The 25784-nt window shown below is 66.2% G+C and carries 25 protein-coding genes and 2 rRNA genes (1 of these 27 only partly in view); 14 read left to right on the top strand and 13 right to left on the bottom strand.

The window, feature by feature from the left end; all coding sequences use genetic code 11:
• Positions 1-24: 24 nt before the first annotated feature.
• Positions 25-951, top strand: a complete 927-nt coding sequence (gluQRS, locus tag ToN1_RS15440) for a tRNA glutamyl-Q(34) synthetase GluQRS (RefSeq protein WP_169206892.1) — start codon at positions 25-27, stop codon at positions 949-951.
• A 7-nt stretch (positions 952-958) separates the two neighbouring features.
• Here the strand turns inward: gluQRS and ToN1_RS15435 are convergent, their stop codons facing one another.
• From ToN1_RS15435 to ToN1_RS15410, 6 genes are all read right to left on the bottom strand, one after another.
• Positions 959-1669: an SDR family oxidoreductase gene (locus tag ToN1_RS15435; protein WP_169206891.1), complete on the bottom strand. Its 711-nt coding sequence runs from the start codon at positions 1667-1669 to the stop codon at positions 959-961.
• A gap of 48 nt (positions 1670-1717) precedes the next feature.
• The gene (locus ToN1_RS15430; protein ID WP_169206890.1) at positions 1718-1951 is read right to left on the bottom strand and encodes a DUF2789 domain-containing protein; all 234 of its coding nucleotides are present in this window, start codon (positions 1949-1951) and stop codon (positions 1718-1720) included.
• Positions 1952-2050: 99 nt separating this feature from the next.
• Complete coding sequence (clsB, locus tag ToN1_RS15425) at positions 2051-3211, bottom strand: cardiolipin synthase ClsB (RefSeq protein ID WP_169206889.1); 1161 nt, start codon at positions 3209-3211, stop codon at positions 2051-2053.
• Positions 3208-3957 (bottom strand): endonuclease/exonuclease/phosphatase family protein, encoded by a 750-nt coding sequence (locus ToN1_RS15420; protein ID WP_169206888.1) that lies wholly within the window; start codon positions 3955-3957, stop codon positions 3208-3210. Before ToN1_RS15420 ends, clsB begins: the two co-directional genes overlap by 4 nt.
• Before the next feature lie 21 nt (positions 3958-3978).
• On the bottom strand, positions 3979-5079 hold the full coding sequence (nadA, locus tag ToN1_RS15415) for a quinolinate synthase NadA (protein ID WP_169206887.1): 1101 nt from the start codon (positions 5077-5079) through the stop codon (positions 3979-3981).
• Positions 5080-5158: 79 nt separating this feature from the next.
• Positions 5159-5611 carry a rhodanese-like domain-containing protein gene (locus tag ToN1_RS15410; RefSeq protein ID WP_169206886.1) on the bottom strand — a complete coding sequence of 151 codons (453 nt, stop codon included), beginning with the start codon at positions 5609-5611 and terminating at the stop codon, positions 5159-5161.
• Between the two features lie 60 nt (positions 5612-5671).
• On the opposite strand from ToN1_RS15410, the gene ToN1_RS15405 reads away from it, so the two are divergent.
• The 12 genes from ToN1_RS15405 (at position 5672) to ToN1_RS15350 (ending at position 17374) form a co-directional block, all read left to right on the top strand.
• Positions 5672-6850, top strand: coding sequence for a cation diffusion facilitator family transporter (locus ToN1_RS15405; RefSeq protein ID WP_169206885.1), 1179 nt, complete (start codon positions 5672-5674; stop codon positions 6848-6850).
• Between the two features lie 277 nt (positions 6851-7127).
• Positions 7128-8537 carry a type I glutamate--ammonia ligase gene (gene glnA / locus ToN1_RS15400; protein ID WP_169206884.1) on the top strand — a complete coding sequence of 470 codons (1410 nt, stop codon included), beginning with the start codon at positions 7128-7130 and terminating at the stop codon, positions 8535-8537.
• A gap of 134 nt (positions 8538-8671) precedes the next feature.
• Positions 8672-9133 (top strand): DUF4124 domain-containing protein, encoded by a 462-nt coding sequence (locus ToN1_RS15395; RefSeq protein ID WP_169206883.1) that lies wholly within the window; start codon positions 8672-8674, stop codon positions 9131-9133.
• A 60-nt stretch (positions 9134-9193) separates the two neighbouring features.
• The gene (glnL, locus tag ToN1_RS15390) at positions 9194-10264 is read left to right on the top strand and encodes a nitrogen regulation protein NR(II) (RefSeq protein WP_169206882.1); all 1071 of its coding nucleotides are present in this window, start codon (positions 9194-9196) and stop codon (positions 10262-10264) included.
• A gap of 45 nt (positions 10265-10309) precedes the next feature.
• Complete coding sequence (ntrC, locus tag ToN1_RS15385; RefSeq protein ID WP_169206881.1) at positions 10310-11728, top strand: nitrogen regulation protein NR(I); 1419 nt, start codon at positions 10310-10312, stop codon at positions 11726-11728.
• 213 nt (positions 11729-11941) lie between these two features.
• Positions 11942-12751, top strand: a complete 810-nt coding sequence (locus ToN1_RS15380) for a biotin--[acetyl-CoA-carboxylase] ligase (protein ID WP_244860798.1) — start codon at positions 11942-11944, stop codon at positions 12749-12751.
• Positions 12748-13476 (top strand): type III pantothenate kinase, encoded by a 729-nt coding sequence (locus tag ToN1_RS15375; protein ID WP_169206878.1) that lies wholly within the window; start codon positions 12748-12750, stop codon positions 13474-13476. Before ToN1_RS15380 ends, ToN1_RS15375 begins: the two co-directional genes overlap by 4 nt.
• Before the next feature lie 47 nt (positions 13477-13523).
• Positions 13524-14891, top strand: a complete 1368-nt coding sequence (locus ToN1_RS15370; RefSeq protein ID WP_169206876.1) for a TrpB-like pyridoxal phosphate-dependent enzyme — start codon at positions 13524-13526, stop codon at positions 14889-14891.
• A 42-nt stretch (positions 14892-14933) separates the two neighbouring features.
• On the top strand, positions 14934-15665 hold the full coding sequence (locus ToN1_RS15365) for an SPOR domain-containing protein (protein WP_169206875.1): 732 nt from the start codon (positions 14934-14936) through the stop codon (positions 15663-15665).
• A complete protein-coding gene (gene coaE / locus ToN1_RS15360; RefSeq protein ID WP_210147831.1) occupies positions 15662-16279 on the top strand; it encodes a dephospho-CoA kinase in 618 nt (205 codons plus the stop codon). The genes ToN1_RS15365 and coaE overlap by 4 nt, the downstream gene beginning before the upstream one ends.
• A gap of 122 nt (positions 16280-16401) precedes the next feature.
• Positions 16402-17157, top strand: coding sequence for a cell division protein ZapD (zapD, locus tag ToN1_RS15355; protein WP_169206873.1), 756 nt, complete (start codon positions 16402-16404; stop codon positions 17155-17157).
• Positions 17158-17170: 13 nt separating this feature from the next.
• Positions 17171-17374, top strand: a complete 204-nt coding sequence (locus tag ToN1_RS15350; RefSeq protein ID WP_169206872.1) for a DNA gyrase inhibitor YacG — start codon at positions 17171-17173, stop codon at positions 17372-17374.
• Here the strand turns inward: ToN1_RS15350 and ToN1_RS15345 are convergent.
• From ToN1_RS15345 to ToN1_RS24930, 3 genes are read right to left on the bottom strand one after another with little or no spacing between them, the layout of a single operon-like run.
• Entirely contained in the window at positions 17365-18306 is a 942-nt protein-coding gene (locus tag ToN1_RS15345) for a Nudix family hydrolase (RefSeq protein ID WP_169206871.1), read from the bottom strand. The genes ToN1_RS15350 and ToN1_RS15345 overlap by 10 nt on opposite strands.
• The gene (locus ToN1_RS15340; protein WP_169206870.1) at positions 18303-19178 is read right to left on the bottom strand and encodes an ATP-binding protein; all 876 of its coding nucleotides are present in this window, start codon (positions 19176-19178) and stop codon (positions 18303-18305) included. Before ToN1_RS15340 ends, ToN1_RS15345 begins: the two co-directional genes overlap by 4 nt.
• The gene (locus ToN1_RS24930; RefSeq protein ID WP_280516645.1) at positions 19171-19293 is read right to left on the bottom strand and encodes a hypothetical protein; all 123 of its coding nucleotides are present in this window, start codon (positions 19291-19293) and stop codon (positions 19171-19173) included. Before ToN1_RS24930 ends, ToN1_RS15340 begins: the two co-directional genes overlap by 8 nt.
• A 93-nt stretch (positions 19294-19386) precedes the next feature.
• On the opposite strand from ToN1_RS24930, the gene mltA reads away from it, so the two are divergent.
• Positions 19387-20676: a murein transglycosylase A gene (gene mltA, locus ToN1_RS15335; protein ID WP_244860797.1), complete on the top strand. Its 1290-nt coding sequence runs from the start codon at positions 19387-19389 to the stop codon at positions 20674-20676.
• Positions 20677-20709: 33 nt separating this feature from the next.
• Here mltA and ToN1_RS15330 read toward each other — a convergent pair whose 3' ends face one another.
• The 4 genes from ToN1_RS15330 to ToN1_RS15315 form a co-directional block, all read right to left on the bottom strand.
• Complete coding sequence (locus ToN1_RS15330; RefSeq protein WP_210147830.1) at positions 20710-21432, bottom strand: DsbC family protein; 723 nt, start codon at positions 21430-21432, stop codon at positions 20710-20712.
• A gap of 16 nt (positions 21433-21448) precedes the next feature.
• Positions 21449-22612 (bottom strand): UbiH/UbiF family hydroxylase, encoded by a 1164-nt coding sequence (locus tag ToN1_RS15325; protein ID WP_169208922.1) that lies wholly within the window; start codon positions 22610-22612, stop codon positions 21449-21451.
• Positions 22613-22753: 141 nt separating this feature from the next.
• Positions 22754-22867 (bottom strand): 5S ribosomal RNA (gene rrf / locus ToN1_RS15320).
• 87 nt (positions 22868-22954) lie between these two features.
• Positions 22955-25784 (bottom strand): 23S ribosomal RNA (locus ToN1_RS15315) (it continues 54 nt past the right edge of the window).

Here is a 25784-nt window from a genome sequence, read left to right as displayed (position 1 = left end):
CGCGACCGCGCCGTCCACCGCCCCATGCCTCCCGCTCCACCACCGTACATCGGCCGCTTCGCGCCCTCCCCGACCGGACCGCTGCATTTCGGCTCGCTCGTCGCCGCGATCGGCAGCTTCCTGGAGGCGCGCAGCCGCGCAGGCCGCTGGCTGCTGCGAATCGAGGACGTCGATGCTCCGCGCACGGTGCCCGGCGCCGCCGACGCCATCATCGCAACGCTGGCACGCTTCGGCTTCGAATGGGACGGAGAGATCGTGTGGCAGAGCCGGCGGCTGGACGCCTACCGCACGGCGTTCGAACAGCTCAGGGTCGCGGGCCACGTCTTCCCCTGCGCCTGCACGCGCCGCGAGATGGCCGACTCTGCGCTTGCGCGCGACGGCTCGCGCATTTATCCCGGCACCTGCCGCACCGGCCTGCCGCCCGGGCGCAGCGCCCATGCGTGGCGCGTGCGCGCGCAAGGCACGGTGGCGTTCGACGACCGCGTGCAGGGCCGCCAGGAGGAGGATCTCGCCCGGGACGTGGGCGACTTCGTCGTGCTGCGCGGCGACGGGCAGTTCGCCTACCAGCTCGCGGTGGTGGTCGATGATGCGGCCGCCGGTGTCACCGACGTCGTGCGCGGCGCCGACCTTCTCGGCTCAACCGGCCGCCAGATCCACCTCCAGCATCTGCTGGGCGTGCCGACGCCGGGTTACGCGCACCTGCCCGTGGTCGTAAACGCGGCGGGCGAAAAGCTCTCCAAGCAGACGCTCGCGGCGCCGATCGACGCCCTGCCGCCCGGTACGGCGCTTGCGGCGGCGCTCGCCTTCCTCGGCCACATGCCGCCCGCCGAGCTCGCGCACGGCCCCTTGGCCACGCAGTGGGCCTGGGCGATCGCGAACTGGAAGCTCGACCGCGTACCGCGACAGACTCAGGCGCAGGCCCCGGCCGGTCTGGCCGCCACGCTGTCCTGAAGCCGGCCTACCACGGAATCGGCAGGCAATCGCGGAAGAAGCCGCCGCTCGGCCCGTCCTCCGGCAGCGTCGCCGCCCACACCACGACTTCCGCGCCTTCCTCGGGCAGGCGCGGCGCCTCCGGCCCGCCGAGGTCCGTGCGGCACCAACCCGGGCACACCGAGTTGACCTTGATGGATGTGCCTGCGAGTTCCGCCGCGAGGATGCGCGTCAGCGCGTTGAGGGCCGTCTTCGACATACGGTAGGCGGGCGTGCCAGCATCCATCTCCGCCAGCTGCCCCATGCTCGATGCAACATTGACAATCCGCCCCGCGCGGCTCGCGCGCATCAGCGGCAGCAGCGCCTGCGTGAGACGCAACGTCCCGATCAGGTTCGTCTCCAGCGTGTCGCGCAGCTGTTCGAGCGGCAGCTCGAGGATGCTGGTCGAATGGCGGTCGATCAGGATTCCGGCGTTGTTGATGAGCACATCGAGACGTCCGAAGCGCGTGGCGATCCAGTCGCGCAGCGCGTCCACCGAGGCGCCGTCGGTGATGTCGAGTTGACGTGGTTCGACGACGTGGCCGCTGAGGGCAAGCTTGGAGCGCAGGATTTCGAGGTCATCCGGGTTGCGCGCCGTGGCGACCACCTGATAACCATCCATCGTCGCGAGGCGGTGCGCCGCGGCCCGCCCGAGCCCGCGACTGGCCCCGCTGACGACGGCGATGAGGCGCTCATCCATGACGTCACTCCCCACGGCGCGCCGGTCCGCAACGCGCGGCTGCGGTTTTCATGAACGCAGGCGGACGTTGAGCTGGTCGACGATCTCGGCCCAGTCCGCATCCTCCTTCAGTTCCTCGCTGAGGAAGGCCGCCTGCTGCGGCGACCAGAACGGAGCGCGGGCAAGCTCCACGCCGCACGGCAGGGGCGCGTGCGCGGCAATGAAACGCTCGATTGCGACTTCGTCGGAAGCCAGCCCGAGTTGGGCAAACAGATGGCTCATCGTGTGGAGCGGCTGTTCCATGGCACACCTCCAGGTAATGGGCGGCGCCTGCGCGCGGTGCGCGTCGCCGAACACGCCTTTGGACTTTCACGCCGCGGGCGAGTTCAGCCCGGCGCGGAATCAGTCGTGCCGGCTGCCGTAGCCGGCCACGCCGATCGCCAGGCGCACGAGTTGGTACGCCGCCCAACTCGCGCCCCGACGCAGCCGCGACAGGCGCCCCCAGTCGCCGCTGCGCAGTTCATGCGCGCCATTCGCGCGCGCGCGCTCGAGGCTCGCACACAGACTCGCCGCAAACCCGGCATCGTCGATCACCACGTTCGCTTCGCGTGCGAGCAGCAAGCTGAACGGATCGATGTTGCTCGACCCCACGGTCGCCCATCGGCCGTCGATCGCGGCCACCTTTGCATGCAGGACGCTCTGCCGGTACTCGAACAGGCGGATGCCGCGGGCAAGGAAGAACGGGTACAGCGCGCGCGTCGCGTATAGGAGCATCGGGTGATCCGACACCCCCTGCAGCAGCAGGACCACCTCCACACCGCGTTCCGCGGCATCGACAAGTGCTTGGCGGAAGCGCCGCCCGGGGAAGAAATACGCACACGCGATGACCACCTCGCGGCGCGCCGCGCCGATCGCGTCGAGATAGGCATCCTCGATGTCGCGACGGTGGCGCAGGTTGTCCCGAATCAGGAAGCCGGCGCGCACGCTCCCGGCCGGCTCGGTGCGCGGCTGCGCGACCAGCGGCTGCGGACGGCGCCGCCGCAGTCCGGCCCATGCCACCAGCCGCCACACGTGATGCACCGAGTGCAGGATAGGCGCGATCAGCGGCCCCTCGACGCGCACACCGTAGTCATAGCGCGGGTGCGGCGGACCGTCGGGTGTCAGGTCATCGACGATATTAATGCCCCCGACAAAGGCCACGCGCCCATCGATGACGGCGAGCTTGCGATGCAGGCGGCGCAGGCGGTGACGACGCATTGCGAAGACGCGCAGCTCACGCCGGTAGATCTGCACGCTGACGCCGCTCGCGACCAAGCCCGGCATCAGCGAGCGCACGAAGCTGCGGCCGCCGAAGCCATCGACCAGCACGTGCACCGCGACACCGCGCGCGGCCGCACGCGCCAGCGCGGCCGCGACGCAGGCACCGGCCCCATCGTTCTCGAAGATGTACGTCTCGAGGAAGATTTCCCCCTCGGCAGCGTCGATCTCCTGCAGCAAGGCCGGAAAATAATCGGCACCATTCTCCAGCAAGGTGATCGCATTGCCGCCGACGAAGGCGCTCACCCGGCGAGCTCCAATTCCGCGGTCAGTGCGGCGTGATCGGAAATCCTCGACCAGAGCGGACCGGCGTGCACCGCCGCCTGCTTCACCTCGAAGCCCCGCACGTAGATCCGATCGAGCCGGAACACGGGCAACTTGCTCGGGAAGCTGCGCGGCGGACGGCCTCGCCCAGTCTCGAACGCATCGCGCACATTCAGGCGCTCGACCAGGAGGTGCTGGGCCCGGTTGCGCCAGTCATTGAAGTCGCCCGCGATGATCAATGGCGCGTCGTCCGCGGCAAGGCGCTCCATGCGATCGGCCAGCGCCTCCATCTGCCTGCGCCGGCTACCCGCGAAAAGCCCCAGGTGCGCACATATGCAATGCACGGGCGATTCGACCCCCGGCACCTGCACTTCGCAGTGCAGCAGCCCGCGGCGCTCGAAGCGGTGGTCCGAGACGTCCTGGTTGCTGGTCGAGACGATGGGAAAACGGCTCAGGATCGCGTTGCCGTGATGCCCGTGGTCATACACCGCATTGCCGCCATACGCAGTCTGGTGCCACACGTCCTCGGCGAGGAACTCGTGCTGTGGGTGCTCGGGCCAGTTCGGATGGCGGCTCGCGTGGCCCAAATGCAGACCCTGCACTTCCTGCAAGAAGACGAGATCGACGTCGAGGCTGCGCAGGCGTTCCCGCAGCTCGTGGATCACCATGCGGCGATTGAACTGCGAGAACCCCTTGTGGATGTTGTAGGTGCAGATGCGCAGGTGCATGATCCGGCTCCGCACCGGCACTCAGGACACTGCCAGCATCCGGTCCAGCGCCACCCTTGCGAGTTCGGCCTCGTGCGGCGGTACCTGGATGTGATTGACGATCTTGCCGTCGGCCAGATTTTCCAGCGTCCACGCAAGGTGCTGCGGATCGATGCGCTGCATCGTCGAGCACATGCACACGGTCGGCGCCATGAACTGCACGATCTTGCCTTCCGGCTTCACTTCCTCGGCCAGGCGATTGACCAGGTTCAGCTCCGTGCCGACCAGCCAGCGCGTGTTCGGCGCGGCATTCTTGATCACGTTGATGATGTACTCGGTCGAACCGACGTAATCCGAATTCACGCACACCTCGAGGCTGCTTTCCGGGTGCGAGATCACCAGCCCCTCCGGATGCTGCATGCGCCAGCGGCGGATGTGGCTCTCCTGGAACATCTGGTGCACCGAACAGTGCCCCTTCCACAGCAGGATCTTGGCGTTGCGGATCTGCTCCGGCGTGAGGCCGCCATATTCGAGGTCCGGGTCCCACACCACCATCTGCTCGAGCGGAATGCCCTTCTTGTAACCCGTCCAGCGCCCCAGGTGCTGGTCGGGGAAGAACAGCACCTTCTCGCGCTGCGCGAAGGCCCAGTCAAGGATCACCGGCGCGTTCGTCGAGGTGCACACGATGCCGCCGTGCTCGCCGCAGAAGGCCTTCAGATCCGCGGCCGAGTTGATGTAGGTCACCGGCGTGATGAGTGCATCGGGCGTGCCGAGCACATCGCGCAACTCGCGCCAGCAACGCTCCACCTTCGCGAGGTTCGCCATATCGGCCATCGAGCAGCCGGCCGCGAGATCCGGCAGGATGGCCCTCTGGTGCGGCTGCGACATGATGTCGGCGACCTCGGCCATGAAATGCACGCCGCAGAAGACGATGAACTCCGCGTCCGTCTGCGACGCGAGCCGCGACAGCTTCAGCGAGTCGCCGGTGAGATCGGCATGCTGATACACGTCGGCACGCTGGTAGTGATGGCACAGTAGCACGGCCCGCTCGCCCAGACGCGCGCGCGCGGCACGGATGCGCTCTTGGGCCTCGTCGTCGCGCAAGGCATTGAAACGGTCGAAACTGATGGTCGCGGTCTGCATCGTCTTCGGTATTTCGGTCGCAAGAATCGTCAATCAAACCGGCAGCGCGCCGGCGTGTCAAATTGCAGTGTAAGCCTGCTCAGCCCTGATTCCAGGGCAACCCGGCGTGACGCCATCCGCCGATGCGGTTGCGCTGCCCGTTCGCATCGCGGTCGCCCTCGAAGCCTTCGAGCACGTTGTAGCAGCTCTGGTAACCGGCCTCGGTTGCGGCGCGCGCCGCCTTGTCGGAGCGCGCCCCCGAACGGCACATGAACATCACCAGCGCCTCGGGATCGACCTCGCGCTTGAACTGCGCGAGGAAGTGCGAATTGGGCACGTTGCCCGGATAGCTCATCCACTCGATCTCGACCGCACCGGGCACGCGCCCGACCCAGTCCCATTCGGCTCGAGTGCGCACGTCGACCAGCTTCGCGCCGGGCGCAAGCCGCCACACCTCGCAGGCCTCGGCCGGGGTGAGCGCGCCCGCGTACGGGAGCTTCATCTCCTGCGCACGCTGCTGGGCGAGGCGGAGCAGGTCGGTCAACTTTCCCATTGCATCCATCCGGATAGAATTGCTCGATCAGAACCCGAGTATACCCATACCGCTGGCGCCATGGACCACCCGACATCAGGCAAGTCGCGCCTAAGCGCGCCCGACGAGGCGCGCAGCCGAGGCATCCAGCGCGTGGCACTCGTCGCGATCGCCACGAATACTGCGCTGTCCATCGGCCAGATCGCGGTCGGACTGTTTGCCAACGCCTTCAGTCTCGTCGCCGACTCCGCGCACACGCTGTCCGACCTGTTCACCGACCTCCTCGTGCTGATGGCCGGACGACGCGGCGCCGAACCGGCCGACCGCGACCACCCCTACGGCCACGGGCGCATCGAGACGGCCGTCTCGCTGCTCCTCGGGCTCGTGCTCGCCGGCGTGGGCATGGGCTTCCTGTGGAGTTCCGGCCTGCGCCTGCAGCACATGGACGCGGCCCTGCCGCTGCACCCGGCGGCACTCGGCATGGCGCTCGCGACCCTCGTCGCGAAGGAGCTCCTGTTCCGCTACACCCTCACCGCGAGCCGGCAACTCAAGGCTCCCGTGCTGGAGGCCAACGCCTGGCACGCGCGCTCGGACGCTGCATCCTCGCTGGTCGTCGCCGCAGGTATCGGCGGCGGCCTGGCCGGCTATCCCTTCCTGGAACCGCTTGCGGCCGCGGTCGTCGGCTTCCTGATCCTGCACATGGGATTGAGACTCGGATGGAAGGCCGTGCGCGAACTCATCGACACCGGCCTGTCCGAACAGGACGTGGCACGCATCCGCGACACCATCCGTACAACCCCGGGGGTCATCGGCCTGCACGACCTGCGCACCCGCCGCATGGCCGACCGCGTGCTGTGCGACGCCCACATTCAGGTCGACCCACGCATCACCGTGTCCGAAGGGCACCAGATCTCCGACACGGTGTACTTCCGCGTACGCACCGCACATCCCGAAGTGCGGGAGGTCCTGGTGCACGTGGATGCCGAGAACGATGCGACGATGCAAGGCGCCGGCCTCGCGCCGCTGCCCGAACGCACCGAAATCGTGCATACGCTCGAAGCGCTTTTCGACCGCCCGCTCGCGACCCCTCCGCGCGTGCTGATCCACTATCTTGGCGATCGCATCGAGGCCGAAGTGGTCCTCGGCGTAACCGACCTCGACGGGATCCCCCGCGACGAGCTGCGCCTGCGCATCGACAAGCTGCTCGAGGAGCGTCCGCACTACCGGGCCATCACCATTCTGGGCAGAATTGCACCATAGCAGTGCATGCCTCGCATCGCGCGCACCATTTCGGTGCATTACGTCAACATTCCCCCAGCCGGGCGGGACTTCGCGCACGCTTCAGCATCTCCGGCTCCGGCGCGTTCACCGCCGCGCCGACTTCGCACACGCGCGTCTGCGGTACGCGCGCCTGCCCTTATGGCACAATGCGCGACAAGGCCGAACTTACGCATGGCACGGATACTGCTTACATTCACCCCATCGGAAGTTTTCCGCCACCAACAACCGCTTTCGCCTCTTTTCACCAGGAGTGAATATGAACGCTCAAGACGTCATGAAGATGATCCAGGAAAACGAAGTCCGCTTCGTTGACCTGCGCTTTACCGATACCCGTGGCAAGGAACACCACGTCGGCCTGCCCGTTTCGGCGTTCGAGGAAGATCACTTCGAGCACGGTCACCCCTTCGACGGCTCCTCGCTCGCCGGCTGGAAGGGCATCCAGGCCTCCGACATGATCCTCCTGCCGGAAGCCCGCACTGCCTACATCGACCCGTTCTTCGACGAAACCACCCTCGTCCTGACCTGCGACGTCATCGAGCCGTCCGACGGCAAGGGCTATGACCGCGACCCGCGCTCGATCGCCAAGCGCGCCGAGGCCTACCTCAAGAGCACCGGCCTGGGCGACACCGCCTTCTTCGGTCCGGAACCCGAATTCTTCATCTTCGACGCCGTCGAGTGGTCCGTCGACATGTCGGGCGTGTACAGCAAGATCATCTCGGAAGAAGCCGCGTGGTCGACCGCCGACAAGTTCGAGGGCGGCAACACCGGCCACCGTCCGCGCGTCAAGGGCGGCTACTTCCCCGTTCCCCCGGTCGACAGCCTGAACGACGTGCGCGCCGCCATGGTGCTCGCGCTCGAAGCCGCCGGCGTGCCCGTCGAAGTGCATCACCACGAAGTCGCGAATGCCGGCCAGTGCGAGATCGGCACCAAGTTCAGCACGCTGACCCAGCGCGCCGACTGGACCCAGATCCTCAAGTACATCGTGCATAACGTCGCGCACCAGTACGGCAAGACCGCGACCTTCATGCCGAAGCCCATCGTCGGCGACAACGGCTCGGGCATGCACGTGCACCAGTCGATCTGGAAGGACGGCCAGAACCTGTTCGCGGGCAACGGCTACGCCGGCCTGTCGGAAACCGCCCTGTACTACATCGGCGGCATCATCAAGCACGCTCGCGCGCTGAACGCGATCACCAACCCGGGCACGAACTCGTACAAGCGCCTCGTGCCGCACTACGAAGCCCCGACCAAGCTGGCCTACTCGGCGCGCAACCGTTCGGCCTCGATCCGCATCCCCTACACCGCAAACCCGAAGGGTCGCCGCATCGAAGCGCGCTTCCCGGATCCCCTGGCCAACCCGTACCTGTGCTTCGCCGCCCTGATGATGGCGGGCCTGGACGGCATCCAGAACAAGATCCACCCGGGCGACCCGGCCGACAAGAACCTGTACGACCTGCCGCCGGAAGAGGACGCACTGATCCCGACCGTCTGCACCAGCCTCGAACAGGCGCTCGAGTACCTCGACAAGGATCGCGAGTTCCTGACCCGCGGCGGCGTGTTCTCGAACGACTTCCTTGACGCCTACATCGCACTGAAGATGGAAGAGGTCGACCGCATGCGCATCACCACCCACCCGGTGGAGTTCGACATGTACTACAGCCTGTAATCCCCGGATTACGCTGAATCGAAGAGGGACGGGCATTGCCCGTCCCTTTTTTCTGGGGTCTAATGCCCCACGAATGCATCACGGGAGGCCTCGCCGCCACACCGGATGCATCCCCGATTCACCGACCGACGGACATGCGAACACTTCCGGTACTGCTCCTTCTGCTCGCATCACCCCTGGCCCAGGCTCAGGTCTTCAAGTGCGTCGACGCCAACGGCGCCGTCACCTACACTAACGACCGCAACCAGGGTCGCGGCTGCAAGCAGCTCAGCGACGACCAGGCCGTCTCTTCGGTTCCCGCCCCACCCAAGCGCTCGTCCGCGCAGCCGACGCCGTCGAACTTCCCCCGCGTCGCCCCCGATGCCCAGCGTGCCCGCGACGACACCCGGCGCCAGGTGCTGGAAAAGGAGCTCGCCACCGAGGAAGCCGCCCTTGCCGAAGCCCAAAAAGCCGTCACCGAGCAGGAAGGGCGTTACCAGGGCGCCGAGCGCAGGTTGCCCGTCGTCCAGGCCCGCCTGCAACCGCTGCGCGACACGGTCGAACTGCACCAGCGCAACATCGAGGCGCTCAGGAAGGAACTCGGCAACCTGAAGTAAGGGGCAGCGGCTGCCTGGCGTGTTTTTTGCGAGACCCGAGGGGATTCCGAGAACACATCAATGCCGAACACACCCAAACCCCCTGGTCTCGCAGGCCCCTTCGCCGGACTCGACCTGCTCTCGTCGGCCGTAGTCGTCGTCGACGACCACCTGCTGATCCGCTACCTCAACGCCGGCGCGGAAAACCTCTTCGCCGTCAGCCACCGCCGCCTCATCGGCGCGCCGCTGTCGCAGCTCCTCGGCGAACCCACCGGCCTGGCCGCCGCGCTAGACAACGCGCTGCACAAGAACTGGAGCTATACCGGGCAAGACCTGAAGATCACCCGCCCCGACGCCGAACCGCTGCACGTCGACTGCACAGTGAGCCCGGCCGAGGCGGCCGGCCTGCGCCTGCTCCTGGAGTTCCGCCCCATCGATGCGCAACTGCGCGTCGCGCGCGAGGAACAGCTGCTGCAGCAGCAGCAGGCCAACCGCGAGCTGATCCGCAACCTCGCGCACGAAATCAAGAACCCGCTCGGCGGGATCCGCGGCTCAGCGCAGTTGCTGGAGCGCGAGCTTGCCGACCCGCAGCTGCGCGAATACACCGAGGTCATCATCGCCGAGGCCGACCGCCTGCAGGACCTGATGAGCCGGCTGCTGACCTCGCACTGCATGATGCGGCCCGACCAGCTCAACATCCACGACGTGCTCGAGCGCGTGCGGCGTCTAATCCTCGCCGAATTCCCCGAGATCGCGATCCGCCGCGACTACGACACCAGCCTGCCCGAACTCACCGCGGACCGCGAACAGCTCATCCAGGCCATCCTCAACATCGCCCGCAATGCCGCCCAGGCGATGGAAGGCCGCGGCGAGATCCGCCTGCGCACGCGCGTCGCACGCCAGGTGACCCTCGCGAAGCGCCGCTACAAGCTGGCACTGGAATTGCAAGTGATCGACAACGGCCCCGGCATCCCGGAGGAGATCCGCGACAAGATCTTCTATCCGCTGGTCTCGGGGCGCGAAGGGGGGAGCGGTCTCGGTCTGTCGCTGGCACAGAGCTTCGTCGAGCAACATCAGGGCATGATCGAAGTCGAAAGCCGCAAGGGCCGCACCTGCTTCACCATCCTGTTGCCGATCATCGACCGTGCCTGACGCCCCAGGATGCGGCACGATCGCACAAAAAAGGTGCATTAAATAATGAACACCGTCTGGATCGTTGATGATGACCGCTCCATCCGCTGGGTGCTGGAAAAGGCACTCGGCCGCGAGGACATCCCGCACCGCAGTTTCTCGTCTGCAAACGAGGCGCTGTCCGCGCTGGAAATCGCGCCGGTCCCGCCCAAGGTACTGATTTCGGACATCCGCATGCCGGGCGAGTCCGGCCTCGGCCTGCTCAAGCGCGTGAAGACGCTGCACCCGCAGTTGCCGGTCATCATCATGACCGCATACTCGGACCTGGAGAGTGCCGTGTCGGCCTTCCAGGGGGGCGCCTTCGAATACCTGCCCAAGCCCTTCGACGTCGATCAGGCCGTTGCACTGGTTCAGCGCGCGATCGCGCAAAGTGCGCACCAGAAAGGTGCATCGGAGAGCACTGCGCTCGCCCCCGAGATCCTCGGCCAGGCGCCGGCGATGCAGGAAGTGTTCCGCGCCATCGGTCGCCTCGCCCAATCCCATGCGACCGTGCTGATCAACGGCGAATCGGGCTCCGGCAAGGAACTCGTGGCGCGCGCGCTGCACCGCCACAGCCCGCGCGCGGACGCCCCCTTCATCGCGATCAACACCGCGGCGATTCCGCGCGACCTGCTGGAATCCGAGCTCTTCGGCCACGAGCGCGGCGCCTTCACCGGCGCGGCCGCCCAGCGGCGCGGACGCTTCGAGCAGGCCGACGGCGGCACCCTCTTCCTCGACGAAATCGGCGACATGCCCGCCGAGCTGCAGACGCGCCTGCTGCGCGTGCTCTCCGACAACCACTTCTACCGCGTGGGCGGCCAGCAACCCATCCGCGCCAACGTCCGCGTCATCGCCGCGACCCACCAGAACCTCGAAGACCGCGTCCGGCAGGGGCTGTTCCGCGAAGACCTGTTCCACCGCCTCAACGTCATCCGCCTGCGCCTGCCGCCGATGCGCGAGCGCCGCGAGGACATCCCGCTGCTCGTCCGGCACTTCCTGCAGAAGAGCGCGCAGGATCTCGGCGTCGCGCCCAAGCGCGTGTCCGACGCGGCCATCAAGTACCTGCAGGCCCTGCCCTTCCCCGGCAACGTGAGACAGCTGGAGAACCTGTGCCACTGGCTCACCGTGATGGCGCCCGGCCAGGTCGTCGAGATTGCCGACCTGCCGCCCGACATGAAGGCGCAACCCGACCGCGAGGCGCCGATCAGCTGGGCGGACGGGCTCGCGCTGGAAGCCGACCGCCTGATCGCGACCTCGCCGGGCGAAGTGTTCGACCGCCTCACGCGCGACTTCGAACGCACGCTGATCCGCCGCGCACTCGGTGCCACCGGCGGCCGCCGCATCGAAGCCGCGCAACTCCTCGGCATCGGCCGCAACACCATCACGCGCAAGATCCAGGAACTCGGCATGGACGACGAACGCCCGGCGGCGGCGCCGCCCGCCTAGAGCCACGTGACCGGACGCGCGGCGGGAGCGGCTTCAACCACGAACGGGCACTGATTCGCGGCTGAAGCCGCTCCCGCAGACCATCCGTCCGCCTGCGGCGAACTGCCTCGGGAGTTCGGCCGCGATTGCCACGGAATGCAGCGCACCGCACTCGTGCATGCGCATGCAATGACGGATAATGCAGGTTTTCACGTATTGCACGGGAAGACCCGCTTGAGTGCCTCCGCCTCCGACGCGCGGCTGAACGCCGCAGCCATCCTCCAGCAACTCGGCCCGCTCGCCGGCACCTTCGACATCCAGGTGCTCGACGAGTGCGCCTCGACCAACAGCGTGCTCATGGACGCGACCCCGGCCGACGATGGACGCATCCACGTCGTCGTCGCCGAACGCCAGACCGCAGGCCGCGGCCGGCGCGGGCGCCAATGGCAATCGTGGCCCGGCGGCAGCCTGACCTTCTCGACGCTGTGGCGCTTCGCCCCCGGCGCCCCGGTGCCGGCCGGACTCTCGCTCGTCGCGGGCCTCGCCGTCGTCCGCGCCCTCGAGACGCTCGGCGTGCAGGGCCTGCAACTCAAGTGGCCCAACGACGTGCTCGTGAACGGCCACAAGCTCGCAGGCATCCTCGTCGAACTGCTGCCCGGCCGCGGACGCACCCCGGCGGCGGTCGTCGGCATCGGCATCAACCTCCACCTGCCGGCCGGAGCGCAGATCCCCGACCAGCCCGCCGTCACTGACCTGGGCGAACACCTCGCGACGCTGCCGGAGCGCAACCGGCTGCTCGCGGCCATCCTCGCCGAACTGTACGCACTCTTCGACACCTACGGCGCCGCCGGCTTCCCCGCGCTACGCGGCGCATGGCAGCAGCGCAACGCCTTCGCCGACCTGCCCGTGCGCGTCACCGGCGACGGCAAGGAGATCACCGGCATCTGCGTTGGCGTCGACGACGACGGCGCGCTGCTGCTGCGCACCGCCGAGGGCCAGGTCCGCATCCTCACCGGCGAAGTCTCGCTGAGGGCCGCGCAGTGATCCTGCTCATCGACGCGGGCAACACCCGCGTCAAATGGGGTCTGTTCGGTGACGGGGCATGGCACGACGAGGGCGCGCTCGAACACGCGCATGTCGGCGATCTCGCCTCCGTCGCGGCGGCCCGGCCGGACATTGCGCGCGTCTTCGGCTCCAACGTCGCCGGCGGCGGCGTCGCCGATGCCATCGCGCGGGCGCTGCACGGCCGCGCGCCGGCGCCCGAATGGCTGCGCTCGTCCGCCGCTTGCTGCGGCGTGCGCAACGCCTACGACAATCCCGCCCAACTCGGCACCGACCGCTGGGCCGCGCTGATCGGCGCGCGTGCGCTGCATCCCGGCGCCTGCCTGGTCATCAACGCCGGCACCGCGACGACGGTCGATCTGCTCGATGCCGACGGCCTGTTCCGCGGCGGATTGATCCTGCCCGGCGAACACCTGATGCGCCGCTCGCTCGCCCGCGACACCGCCCAGCTCCCCTTCGCCGAAGGACGCTTCGCCGCCGCACCGCGCAACACCGCCGATGCCATCGTCTCCGGCTGCCTGAATGCGCAGGCGGGCGCCATCGAACGCATGTTCCGCCACATCGCCGGGGAGCCGCAGGCCCTGTGCCTGCTGAGCGGCGGGGGCGCCGACGCGCTTGCCGAACTGCTCGACATACCCTGCCGCCGCGTCGACAACCTGGTCCTCAAGGGCCTCGCGGTCGCCGCCACGCAGCCCGACGCGCCATAGCGCCGCACGTCGCGCCACCACCGAACGACAACGAGGGAGAAGACCACATGACCGAACCGACCCGCATCCTGCTCGACGAGAACGAGATCCCGACGCACTGGTACAACGTCGTCGCCGACATGCCCAATCCGCCCAGCCCCTCGCTCGGGCCCGACGGCAAGCCGGTGAGTCCCGAGCAGATGATGGCGATCTTCCCCGGCCAGATCCTTGAGCAGGAGATGAGCGCCGAGCGCTGGATCGCGATCCCCGACGAGGTGCGCGAGATCTACAAGATCTGGCGCCCCAGCCCGCTGATGCGCGCCGTGCGCCTCGAGCGCGCGCTCGGCACCCCGGCGAAGATCTTCTTCAAGAACGAGGGCGTCTCCCCGGCCGGCTCCCACAAGCCCAACTCTGCCGTCCCGCAGGCCTTCTACAACAAGCAGGCCGGTATCAAGCGCCTCGCCACCGAGACTGGCGCGGGCCAGTGGGGCTCGTCGATCTCCTTCGCCGGCCAGATGTTCGGGCTCGACGTGCGCGTCTACATGGTCAAGGTCAGCTACCACCAGAAGCCCTACCGCCGCCTCATGATGCAGACCTGGGGCGCCGAGGTTTTCGCGAGCCCGTCCGACATGACGCAGACCGGCCGCGACGCGCTCGCCAAGGATGCAGACAACCCCGGCTCGCTCGGCCTCGCCATCTCCGAAGCCGTCGAGGAAGCCGCCGGCCGCGCCGACACCAACTACACCCTCGGCTCGGTGCTCAACCACGTGCTGCTGCACCAGACCATCATCGGCCTCGAGGCGAAGAAGCAGTTCGACAAGATCGGCCTCTACCCTGACGTCGTCCTCGGTCCCTGCGGCGGCGGCTCGAGCTTCGGCGGCATCGCCTTCCCCTTCCTCGCCGACAAGGCCTCCGGCGACAAGCGCGCCGAGAAGCTGCGCTGCGTGGCCGTCGAGCCGACCTCGTGCCCGACGCTCACCAAGGGCCAGTATGCCTACGACTTCGGCGACGCCTCGGGCTTCACGCCGCTGATGAAGATGTACACGCTGGGCCACGACTTCATGCCCCCCGGCATCCACGCCGGCGGCCTGCGCTACCACGGCGACTCGCCGCTCGTATCGCAGCTCTATCACGAAGGCCTGCTCGAAGCCGTCGCCGTGCCGCAGCTCGCCACTTTCGAAGCCGGCGTCCTGTTCGCACGCAGCGAAGGGATCATCCCGGCGCCCGAATCCTGCCACGCGATCCGCGCCGCCATCGACGAGGCGCTCGCATGCAAGGCCACCGGCGAACCGAAGGTGATCCTTTTCAACCTGACCGGCCACGGACACTTCGACATGAGCTCCTACGACCGCTTCTTCTCCGGGCAGCTCGAGAACTACGACTATCCGGCCGAGGCAGTCGCTGCGTCGCTCGCCCATCTGCCGAAGTTCGGCTGACGTCCGCACGTGAATCGACCGCGTATCCGGTAAAGTTCGCCCATGCGCATCGTGTTCGTCATCCTCGTGCTGCTCAACCTGCTCGCCCTGGCGTCGATCCGGGGGTGGTTGGGCACGCCGGCCCCCGAGGGGGAACCCGAGCGCCTGAGCAACCAGCTCAACCCCGAACGCATCGTGCTGCGCCCCGGCGGCAACGCCTCGCAGCACGATGCGGCGGCGCCCACCCCGGCCACGGCCGAATCCGGTGACGACCGGGACGCTGAAACGCCGCCGGCACCGACCACGCCGGCCATAGCTGCAGCCGCGGCCCCGGCGGCGCCGCAGGCCTGCACCGTCATCGGCGCGCTGGCCGAGAGCGAAGCCGACGCGCTCATGCAGACTGCCATCGCGGACAAGCCGGGTCTGCGCGGCGAACGCAAGAGCAGCAGCACCCCTACCGCCTGGTGGGTGCGCATCCCGCCCAACGGCGGACGCGATGCCGCCGAACGGCGCGTAGCGGAACTGCGCGGACAAGGGGTATCGGACCTTTTCATCGTCAACGACCCCGGCCCCAACCAGTACGCGATCTCGCTCGGGCTTTTCAAGACCGAGGCCAAGGCCCAGCAGCACCTTGCCAACCTGCAGGCGAAGCGGGTGCGCGGCGCGAGCATCGCCTCGCGCACCACCGCCGTTCACCGCATCGAGGTGCGCGGCCCGGCAAGCGCCGTAAAGGCCCTCACAAGTTCGCCGGCCGTGCGCCGGTCGGGCGCAACCATCAGCGAATGCACACCATGAGCAAGACCCCCTACGTCATCGGTCTCACCGGCGGCATCGGCAGCGGCAAGAGCGCGGCGGCCGACCGTTTTGCCGAACTCGGCGCCGCGATCGTCGATACCGATGCCATTGCCCACGCCCTCACCGGCGCCGGCGGGCAGGCGATCCCCGCCATCCGTGCGGCCTTCGGCGACGCCGTAATCACGCCCGAGGGCGCCCTCGACCGCAAGGCCATGCGCGACCGCGCCTTCGCCGATCCCGACGAACGCCGGCGGCTCGAAGCGATCCTTCACCCCGCGATCGGCGCTGAGAGCGCGCATCAGGTAGGCGCGGCCCGCAGCCCGTATGTCGTGCTGGTCGTGCCGCTGCTGGTCGAATCCGGCAAGTATCGCGAACGCTGCGACCGCCTGTGCGTCGTCGACTGCCCCGTCGAGGTCCAGATCGCACGCGTCATGACGCGCAGCCGACTGCCCGAAGAGCAGGTGCGCGCCATCATGGCGACCCAGGCCAGTCGTGAACAACGCCTCGCCGTTGCCGACGACGTCATCGACAATGGAGGCGACCTCGCCACCCTCATCGCCCAGGTCGACCGCCTGCATGAAAATTACCTTGCCGCCGCCCGCGCAGTCGCCTGAAAACGCCCGCGGACAAAGGCTTTTCAGGTGATTCCGCCGCACAGACGGACGGGCCGCGGCATATCCCCTGTGCTATCATCCCGGCACTAACGGGAAATCCGGTTTTCTCAGGCGCAAATGCGGTGATCAACTACGAATATCCTCTTAACGAGCGTATCCGCACCCTCCTGCGCCTGGAAGACCTGTACAACAAGCTCGCCCATTTTTCGCGCGGCGATGCCCCCCAGGATCACCACGTCACGCTGCTCACCCTGTTCGAAATTCTCGAAGTCGCCGGCCGTGCCGACCTCAAGGTCGACCTCGTGCAGGAACTCGAACGCCAGCGCCAGATCCTGATCTCCTTCCGCAACAATCCGGAGATCTCCGAGGAAGCCCTGTCCGGCGCCCTCTACGAGATCGAGCAGGCCTCCTCGTCACTGCTCGCGATGGCTGGCAAGATCGGCCAGTACCTGCGCGAAAACGAGTGGCTGATGGCGATCCGCAGCCGCGCGTCGATTCCCGGCGGCGTCTGCCAGTTCGATCTCCCCTCCTACCACTACTGGCTGCAGCGCGACGCCGACCAGCGCCGACACGACCTGTCCAACTGGGTGCATCCGATGCTGCCTATCCGCGATGGTCTCGCGATCGTACTGCGCCTGCTGCGCGCCAGTGGGCGTCCCGAGGTGCAGCTCGCCCGCGGCGGCACCTACCAGCTCATGATGGCCGGCCGCAGCGCCCAAATGCTGCGCCTGCGCCTGGCACCGACCGACGCGGTCGTGCCCGAGATCAGTGCCAACAAGTACGCACTCAACGTCCGCTTCATGCTCTCGGAGACGGTGATCCGCCCGCGGCTCGCCGAGCGCGACGTGAACTTCGAACTCACCTTCTGCAGCCTCTGAGGCCGCCCGCAACATGGCACAGGTCCGTATCGTCAAATGCCCGCAATGCGGCGCCCCAGTGCGCTGGGTGCCCGAGAACCGTTTCCGGCCTTTCTGCTCGGAACGCTGCAAGCAGATCGACCTCGGCGCCTGGGCATCCGAGGACTACCGCGTCCCCGCCGCCGCCGAGGGCGACCCGGGCGAGCAAAACGCCTCCGACCGTCCCGCTCAGGACTGATCCCAGCTCGCGCGGATCGCCGCGATGCCGTGCGCGCCGGCGGTCCGCGCACACTCCACGTCGTTCTGCCGCAGCCCGCCGAGCGCCAGCACCGGCATCGGCAGCCCGCGGACCAGCTCCGCGAAGCGCTCCCAACCCAGCACCGGCTGCCCCGGATGCGTCGCCGTCGGCTGCACCGCACCCAGCACCGCATAGTCCAGGCCAAGCTCGGCCGCACGCTCGAGTTCCGCGCGGGTATGGCACGACGCCCCCACCCATTCCAGCTCCGGCCGCCGCGCTAGGGCACCGAGCTGCGCCGCCGGCAGATGCACGCCATCCGCCCCCACCTCGGCTGCCAGCTCCACACTGCCGTTCACGACCACCGACGCGCCGCAGGCGTGCGCACGCTTCACCACCTCGCCGGCGAAGGCACGCAATTCCGGCATCGGCATTCCCGGCTCACGCACCTGCACGAGCCGCAGCCCCCCCGCCAGCGCTGCGTCCAGTTGCGCCAACTGGCGCTGGACGCCGATCTCGGCCGCGTGCGTGATCCCCATCCAGCGCGGCAGACGCAAGGCCTTCAATATCGGGCCGTTCGCCGGCAGCATCGGCCCGACCTCCGGCGCCTCTACCCGCTCCCACGAAAGAGCGCTATGCACGTGATCGTGCAGCTCGCCCTCCCATTCGGCGACCTCGAAGAAATGCAGCCGCACATGCGCATGCTCGTAACGATGCTCCCGCGTGATCCACGGCCGCACGCCCTGCACGCGAATCCCCAGCTCCTCGTCGAGCTCGCGGATCAATGCGTCGGCCGGCGACTCGCCCGGCTCGACCTTGCCGCCGGGAAACTCCCAGTAGCCCGCGTAGAAAGTATCCGGTGCCCGTTGCCCGAGCAGGAAACGCCCGTCCCGGCGGAAGATCACGCCCGCCGCCACTTCCACGCGCTTCATCATCGCGAACCGCCCGTCTCGCAGCGCCCCGCCCAGTCGCGCGCGAACTGCCACGCGACACGCCCGGATCGCGAGCCGCGCATCAGCGCCCACTGCAAGGCCTCCTGCCGCGCCGCGTCGATCGCCTTGCGCTCCAGCCCGAAACTCTTCAGCCAGTAGGCGACGATTGCCAGATACTCGTCCTGACTGAAGGGGTAGAACGAGATCCACAGGCCGAAGCGCTCCGACAGCGAGATTTTCTCCTCGACCGCTTCGCCCGGATGGATCTCGCCATCCACATGCCGCGTCTGCAGGTTCTCGTCGTGGTACTCCGGCATCAGGTGGCGCCGGTTCGACGTCGCGTAGATCAGCACGTTGTCGGGCACCGCCGCCACCGAGCCGTCGAGCACGCTCTTCAGCGCCTTGTAGGCGGGCTCCGCGTCCTCGAAGGACAGATCATCGCAGAACAGGATGAAGCGCTCCGGGCGCCCCTGGACCAGCTCGATGATCTCGGGCAAATCCATCAGGTCGTCACGATCCACCTCGATCAGACGCAAGCCCTTGCCCGCATAGGCATTCAGCAGCGCCTTCACGAGCGAGGACTTCCCCGTGCCGCGCGCACCGGTCAGCAGCACGTTGTTCGCGCGCCTGCCAGCGAGGAACTGGCGCGTATTGAGATCTATGCGCTCCTTCTGGTCGTCGATGTCGCGCAGATCCTTGAGGCGGATCCCGTGCGGCCGCGTCACCGGCACCAGGCTTGCATGGCCATTGCGTCTGCGCCACAGAAAGGCCGGCGCAGCGGCCCAATCGGGGGCCTCGACCGGCCGCGGCAACAACTGCTCCAGGCGTCCGATCAGCTGCTCGGCACGCACCACCAACTGCGCTAGTTCATTCATCTCGATTCGTTCGTCCTTCGTTCGTCTCGCCCTCGCGCCGCTTCGGCCACGTGGCCCACACGATCACCAGCAGCAGCGCGAGCGCAACGCCCGCCTCCAGAAAGATCACCCACATATGCACGCTCCTGCGGGAATGGCGATTCGGGCCTGTCCGGGCAAGCCGGTATACTGACCACCCTTTTCTTCACGAGTCTACCCGATCCACCCCATGAACCGGCGCGCCCCGACATCTCCCGCACAGCGCCTGCTGTGTCTGCTGCCCTTCGCCTTTCTCGCCGCCTGCGCCAGCCAGCCGCCTGCCCCCGCGACCGCCACCGCCCCGTGCGCCGCGGCCAAACCCTGTCCGTCGTGCCCGAGTTGCGCCCCCTCCTTGCCCCCCGCCCCCGCCGCCCCGACCGCGGGGCAGGCCCCAGCTCCCACGCCTGCGGTCGAAGCCCTGCAGCGCACAAGCTGGACCGAACTCCCCGACTGGCGCAGCGACGACGTCGCACAGGCCTGGCCGGCCCTGCGCCAGTCATGCAAGGCGCTCGTGAAGCAAGCACGCTGGCAGAGCTTGTGCGGCGACGCGCAACGCCTCGGCGACGCGCCGAGCGCGGCCACCGTCCGCCAGTTCCTCGAAACGCGCCTCACCCCGTGGGCCGTCCGCAACCCCGACGGCACCAACGAAGGCCTGATCACCGGCTACTACGAACCCATCATCAAGGGTAGCCGCGCACGTTCCGAGCGCTACCGCTGGCCGGTCCATGGAGTGCCGGCAGACATGCTCACGGTCGACTTCGGAGACCTCTATCCCGACCTGCGCAGCCTGCGCCTGCGCGGACGACTGGTCGGCAACAAGGTCGTCCCCTACTGGTCGCGCGCCGAGCTCGACGGCATGCAGGAGCGGGCCCCCGCCCCCACCCTGCTGTGGGCCGCCGACCCGATCGACCTCTTCTTCTTGCAGGTTCAGGGCTCCGGCCGCGTCGAACTGCCCGATGGCAGCCAGGTCCGCATCGGCTATGCCGACCAGAATGGCCACCCCTACCAGTCGATCGGCCGCTGGCTCGTGAACCAGGGCGAGCTGCCGCTCGAGAAGGCCTCAATGGACGGCATCAAGAACTGGGCGCGCAGCAACCCCCATCGCCTCTCCGAGATGCTGCACAGCAATCCAAGCTACGTATTCTTCAGGGAGATGCCGCCCTCGCCCGGCGGCCCGACCGGCGCGCTGGGCGTCCCCCTCACCGCCGGCCGCAGCCTGGCCGTCGATCCGCGCACCATCCCGCTCGGCGCTCCCGTGTTCCTCGCAACCACTGCGCCGAACAGCGACCGCCCCTTGCGCCGGTTGATGCTTGCCCAGGATACCGGCGGCGCCATCAAGGGCGCGGTCAGGGCGGACTTCTTCTGGGGGCTCGGCGCTGACGCCGGGGTGCAGGCCGGCCGCATGCGCCAGCAGGGCCAGCTCTGGGTCCTGCTGCCGAACGATACGGGCCCGCTCGGAGCGGGCCCCGCCGGGATGTAAAAACGGCGCCTGCAGGCGCCGTCGGTTCGTCGTTTACTTCGCGACGCTCGCCAGCTGCTGTTCGAGCTCCGCCGCCGGCACATAGCCGCCCAGGCGGCGCCCGTCGGCGAGGAAGATGGTCGGCGTGCCGTTGATGCGCAGCTTCTGGCCCAAGGCCACGTTGCGATCGACCACGGCGCTGTCGCATTTCGCGGCGACCGGCGCCTTCGCATCGAGGATCCAGTCGTTCCAAGCCTTCGCGCGGTCCTTCGCGCACCAGATGTTACGCGACTTCTCGGTCGAGTCGGGGCTCAGGATCGGAAACAGGAAGGTGTAGAGCGTCACGTCCTTCATTTGCGCGAGCTCCTTGCCGAGCCGCTTGCAATAGGTGCAGTTCGGATCCTCGAAGGTCACGAGCACGCGCGACCCGTTGCCACGCACCTGCTTGATCGCCTGATCGAGCGGCAGCGCGGCAAAGTCGATCGACGACAGCTGTGCCATCCGTGCCGCGGTGACATCCTTGCGCGTCTTGGTGTCGATCAGGCGACCGTCGAGGAAGAAGCTCGCCTTATCGTCCGTATAGACGAGCTCGCCGCTCTTCATGACGACCTCGTAGAGCCCGCCATACGGGACCTTCGCGACCGACTCGACCGCAGGCGCGCCAACGAAGGCCTCCACTGCCTTCTTCACCTCCGCCTCCTCGGCGCGCGCCGCCCCCTGAGTCGCCAGAACCAGCCCGAGGGCCGCGATCAGAGGACGAATTACCTTCTTCAGCATCTGCATCTCCATGGAATCAGAATCGGCCGCTCACCGCATAACGCACGAGCGCGTTCCGTACGACCGGCAAACGGCCTGTGAGGTTCAAACCGGCATTGCGTACCGCCGCGAGCAGCGGATTGCGCGAGCCGAACAGGCGGTTGAGTCCGTGCGTCGCATATTGCACGAGAAACGGCTCCTCCGCGCGCGTGCGGGCATAGCCGCGTAGCACGGCGAGTTCGCCGGGGTCGCGCCAGGACGGTAATTTCTTGAGCAGCTCGGCAAGCGCCCGCGCGTCCTGGAAACCCAGATTAATCCCGTGGCCGGATAGCGGGTGGATCGCATGCGCGGCGTCGCCCACGAGCGCGACGCGCTCCTTCACCACCGATGCGACGCGCATGAAGCGCAGCGGGAACGCCTGCGCGGAGGTCACCAACTCCAGCGCCCCAAGCGCACCGCCGGTGGCGTCCGCGACCCGCCGGCACAGCGCCGCGCCGTCGAGCGCCAGCAAGGAATCCGCAAGCTCATCGGCACACGACCAGACCATCGACACCATCCGTCCCGGCAGGGGCAACAGCGCGAGGATCCCATCCTCCCGGAACCACTGGAAGGCCCGGTGGCGGTGATCCTCCGCACAAGTGAAATTGGCGACCACGCCGCGCTCGCCGTAGGGCGTGATCTCCGCATCGATCCCCGCCTGCGCGCGCACCCACGAATTCACCCCATCCGCCCCCACCATCAGACGGCCGTAAACCGTCTTCCGGCCGGGCAGCGCGAGCGACACGCTTTCCCGCTCCACCGCCATTGCTTCGGGCAGCCCGCCCACCAGCATGGTCACGTTGTGCTGCCGCTTGACCGTCTCCCACAACTCGCGCTGCATGCGCCCGGACTCGACGATCCAGGCGAGTTCCGACAGGCCGCTGTCGTAAGACGCAAACTCGAGCTCCCCGCCCGCGTCCCCTCGAATGGTCATCGCATGTACGGGGGCAATCCGCGCCGAATCGAGATGCTGCCAGATCCCGATCTCGCGCAGGAAATCCGCACATGAGGGACTGATCGCATAGACACGCGGATCCCAGCCTTCGACGACCGCCGGTGCGCGCGCCTCGACAAGGGCGATGCGGTAGCGGGTTCCCTGCAGGGCGGCTGCAAGGCTTGCACCGGCGAGCCCCCCACCCACGATGATCAGATCGAAATCCATGAAGAGCCAATCCGGTGAAGAGTGGCGATTCTGCACGATGCGCCCGCTCAAGTCACGGTCGCACGCCAGCGCTTGGCAACGAAGTAGACGTAAAAAAGCCGCTCGACCGGATGAGGTTGAGCGGCTTTTTTGGAATAGTTAGTCTGACGATGACCTACTTTCGCACTCAAGGAGAGCACTATCATCGGCGCGGTCCTGTTTCACTGTCCTGTTCGGGATGGGAAGGAGTGGTTCCGGGACGCTATGGTCGTCAGACTGTAAGGGGTCACAAAGGGGAGAAGTAGGGAGTGTGTGGGGTGTGTGATTGTATGGCGTGTTGAGTTCGCTGTGATCCAGGGTTATAGGATCAAGCCTCACGGGCAATTAGTATCGGTTAGCTTAACGCATTACTGCGCTTCCACACCCGACCTATCAACGTTGTGGTCTTCAACGACCCTTCAGGGGGCTCGAGGCCCCGGGGAAGTCTCATCTTGAGGCGAGTTTCCCGCTTAGATGCTTTCAGCGGTTATCTCTTCCGTACTTAGCTACCCGGCGATGCGACTGGCGTCACAACCGGTACACCAGGGGTACGTCCACTCCGGTCCTCTCGTACTAGGAGCAGGTCCTCTCAAACTTCCAGCGCCCACGGCAGATAGGGACCAAACTGTCTCACGACGTTTTAAACCCAGCTCACGTACCACTTTAAATGGCGAACAGCCATACCCTTGGGACCGGCTACAGCCCCAGGATGTGATGAGCCGACATCGAGGTGCCAAACTCCGCCGTCGATGTGAACTCTTGGGCGGAATCAGCCTGTTATCCCCAGAGTACCTTTTATCCGTTGAGCGATGGCCCTTCCATACAGAACCACCGGATCACTATGACCTGCTTTCGCACCTGCTCGACTTGTCGGTCTCGCAGTCAAGCCGCCTTTTGCCATTGCACTATCAGTACGATGTCCGACCGTACCTAGGCGACCTTCGTACTCCTCCGTTACCTTTTGGGAGGAGACCGCCCCAGTCAAACTGCCTGCCATGCACGGTCCCCGACCCGGATTCACGGGCCCAGGTTAGAACCTCAACGACACCAGGGTGGTATTTCAAGGTTGGCTCCACGGCAACTGGCGTCACCGCTTCAAAGCCTCCCACCTATCCTACACAAGTCCCGTCAAAGTCCAATGCAAAGCTACAGTAAAGGTTCATGGGGTCTTTCCGTCTAGCCGCGGGGAGATTGCATCTTCACAAACATTTCAACTTCGCTGAGTCTCAGGAGGAGACAGTGTGGCCATCGTTACGCCATTCGTGCAGGTCGGAACTTACCCGACAAGGAATTTCGCTACCTTAGGACCGTTATAGTTACGGCCGCCGTTTACCGGGGCTTCGATCAAGAGCTTGCACCCCATCACTTAACCTTCCGGCACCGGGCAGGCGTCACACCCTATACGTCCACTTTCGTGTTTGCAGAGTGCTGTGTTTTTAATAAACAGTCGCAGCCACCGATTCTCTGCGGCCCCTTCGCCCTTCGGATGTACTCCTACAAGCTAATGGGGCATACCTTCTCCCGAAGTTACGGTATCAATTTGCCGAGTTCCTTCTCCTGAGTTCTCTCAAGCGCCTTAGAATTTTCTTCCTGCCCACCTGTGTCGGTTTGCGGTACGGTCGATTTTAGACTGAAGCTTAGAGGCTTTTCCTGGAAGCATGGTATCAATCACTTCGGTCTCGAAGAGACCTCGTCATCACGCCTTGGCTCAGCCCCGCGGATTTGCCTACGGGGCACGCCTACACGCTTAAACCGGGACGTCCAACACCCGGCTGACCTAACCTTCTCCGTCCCCCCATCGCATCTAAAACCGGTACGGGAATATTGACCCGTTTCCCATCGACTACGCATTTCTGCCTCGCCTTAGGGGCCGACTCACCCTGCGTCGATGAACGTTGCGCAGGAAACCTTGGGCTTTCGGCGAGGGTGCTTTTCACACCCTTTATCGCTACTCATGTCAGCATTCGCACTTCCGATACCTCCAGCATCCCTCTCGAGACACCTTCGCAGGCTTACGGAACGCTCCCCTACCATCTCTTTCGAGATCCGCAGCTTCGGTTCATGGCTTGAGCCCCGTTACATCTTCCGCGCAGGACGACTCGACTAGTGAGCTATTACGCTTTCTTTAAAGGGTGGCTGCTTCTAAGCCAACCTCCTAGCTGTCTATGCCTTCCCACTTCGTTTCCCACTTAGCCATGTATTTGGGACCTTAGCTGGCGGTCTGGGTTGTTTCCCTCTTGTCCCAGGACGTTAGCACCCCAGGACTGTCTGCCGTATATCACTTTGCGGTATTCGGAGTTTGCTATCGCGGGGTAGATCGCAGTGACCCCCCCAACGATTACAGTGCTCTACCCCCGCAAGTGTCCGTACGACGCACTACCTAAATAGTTTTCGGGGAGAACCAGCTATTTCCGGATTTGTTTAGCCTTTCACCCCTATCCACAGCTCATCCCCTAATTTTTCAACATTAGTGGGTTCGGACCTCCAGTACCTGTTACGGCACCTTCATCCTGGCCATGGATAGATCATCCGGTTTCGGGTCTACGCCCAGCAACTATGTCGCCCTTATCAGACTCGGTTTCCCTACGCCTCCCCTATTCGGTTAAGCTCGCTACTGAACGTAAGTCGCTGACCCATTATACAAAAGGTACGCAGTCACCCCACAAGGAGGCTCCCACTGTTTGTATGCATGCGGTTTCAGGATCTATTTCACTCCCCTCCCGGGGTTCTTTTCGCCTTTCCCTCACGGTACTGGTTCACTATCGGTCGATCACGAGTATTTAGCCTTGGAGGATGGTCCCCCCATCTTCAGACAGGATTTCTCGTGTCCCGCCCTACTTGTCGCACGCTCAGACCCGCCACCTACTTTTCGCATACGGGACTATCACCCTGTGTTGTCGGACTTTCCAGACCGTTCTGCTAAGTAAATGGTTTAGTCGTGCAGGCTGCTCCCCGTTCGCTCGCCACTACTTGGGGAATCTCGGTTGATTTCTGTTCCTGCGGCTACTTAGATGTTTCAGTTCGCCGCGTTCGCCTCCTCTGGCCTATGTATTCAGCCAGGGATACTCCAAAAGGAGTGGGTTTCCCCATTCGGACATCGGGGGATCAAAGCTCCATTGCCAGCTCCCCCCCGCTTTTCGCAGGCTTGCACGTC

The organism is Aromatoleum petrolei (assembly GCF_017894385.1).
Lineage (GTDB): Bacteria > Pseudomonadota > Gammaproteobacteria > Burkholderiales > Rhodocyclaceae > Aromatoleum > Aromatoleum petrolei.
This window is presented reverse-complemented; position numbering and strand designations above follow the sequence as displayed.

Excerpts from the sequence above, each read along its gene's own strand:
- ToN1_RS15430 (WP_169206890.1), bottom strand. The coding sequence starts at position 1,951 with ATGGAACAGCCGCTCCACACGATGAGCCATCTGTTTGCCCAACTCGGG.
- ntrC (WP_169206881.1), top strand. The coding sequence starts at position 10,310 with ATGAACACCGTCTGGATCGTTGATGATGACCGCTCCATCCGCTGGGTG.
- ToN1_RS15330 (WP_210147830.1), bottom strand. The coding sequence starts at position 21,432 with ATGCTGAAGAAGGTAATTCGTCCTCTGATCGCGGCCCTCGGGCTGGTT.
- ToN1_RS15420 (WP_169206888.1), bottom strand. The coding sequence starts at position 3,957 with ATGCACCTGCGCATCTGCACCTACAACATCCACAAGGGGTTCTCGCAG.
- ToN1_RS15340 (WP_169206870.1), bottom strand. The coding sequence starts at position 19,178 with ATGAATGAACTAGCGCAGTTGGTGGTGCGTGCCGAGCAGCTGATCGGA.
- ToN1_RS15345 (WP_169206871.1), bottom strand. The coding sequence starts at position 18,306 with ATGATGAAGCGCGTGGAAGTGGCGGCGGGCGTGATCTTCCGCCGGGAC.
- ToN1_RS24930 (WP_280516645.1), bottom strand. The coding sequence starts at position 19,293 with ATGTGGGTGATCTTTCTGGAGGCGGGCGTTGCGCTCGCGCTGCTGCTG.
- mltA (WP_244860797.1), top strand. The coding sequence starts at position 19,387 with ATGAACCGGCGCGCCCCGACATCTCCCGCACAGCGCCTGCTGTGTCTG.
- glnL (WP_169206882.1), top strand. The coding sequence starts at position 9,194 with ATGCCGAACACACCCAAACCCCCTGGTCTCGCAGGCCCCTTCGCCGGA.
- nadA (WP_169206887.1), bottom strand. The coding sequence starts at position 5,079 with ATGCAGACCGCGACCATCAGTTTCGACCGTTTCAATGCCTTGCGCGAC.
- ToN1_RS15395 (WP_169206883.1), top strand. The coding sequence starts at position 8,672 with ATGCGAACACTTCCGGTACTGCTCCTTCTGCTCGCATCACCCCTGGCC.
- glnA (WP_169206884.1), top strand. The coding sequence starts at position 7,128 with ATGAACGCTCAAGACGTCATGAAGATGATCCAGGAAAACGAAGTCCGC.
- coaE (WP_210147831.1), top strand. The coding sequence starts at position 15,662 with ATGAGCAAGACCCCCTACGTCATCGGTCTCACCGGCGGCATCGGCAGC.
- ToN1_RS15365 (WP_169206875.1), top strand. The coding sequence starts at position 14,934 with ATGCGCATCGTGTTCGTCATCCTCGTGCTGCTCAACCTGCTCGCCCTG.
- ToN1_RS15410 (WP_169206886.1), bottom strand. The coding sequence starts at position 5,611 with ATGGGAAAGTTGACCGACCTGCTCCGCCTCGCCCAGCAGCGTGCGCAG.
- gluQRS (WP_169206892.1), top strand. The coding sequence starts at position 25 with ATGCCTCCCGCTCCACCACCGTACATCGGCCGCTTCGCGCCCTCCCCG.
- ToN1_RS15325 (WP_169208922.1), bottom strand. The coding sequence starts at position 22,612 with ATGGATTTCGATCTGATCATCGTGGGTGGGGGGCTCGCCGGTGCAAGC.
- ToN1_RS15350 (WP_169206872.1), top strand. The coding sequence starts at position 17,171 with ATGGCACAGGTCCGTATCGTCAAATGCCCGCAATGCGGCGCCCCAGTG.
- ToN1_RS15435 (WP_169206891.1), bottom strand. The coding sequence starts at position 1,669 with ATGGATGAGCGCCTCATCGCCGTCGTCAGCGGGGCCAGTCGCGGGCTC.
- ToN1_RS15405 (WP_169206885.1), top strand. The coding sequence starts at position 5,672 with ATGGACCACCCGACATCAGGCAAGTCGCGCCTAAGCGCGCCCGACGAG.
- ToN1_RS15370 (WP_169206876.1), top strand. The coding sequence starts at position 13,524 with ATGACCGAACCGACCCGCATCCTGCTCGACGAGAACGAGATCCCGACG.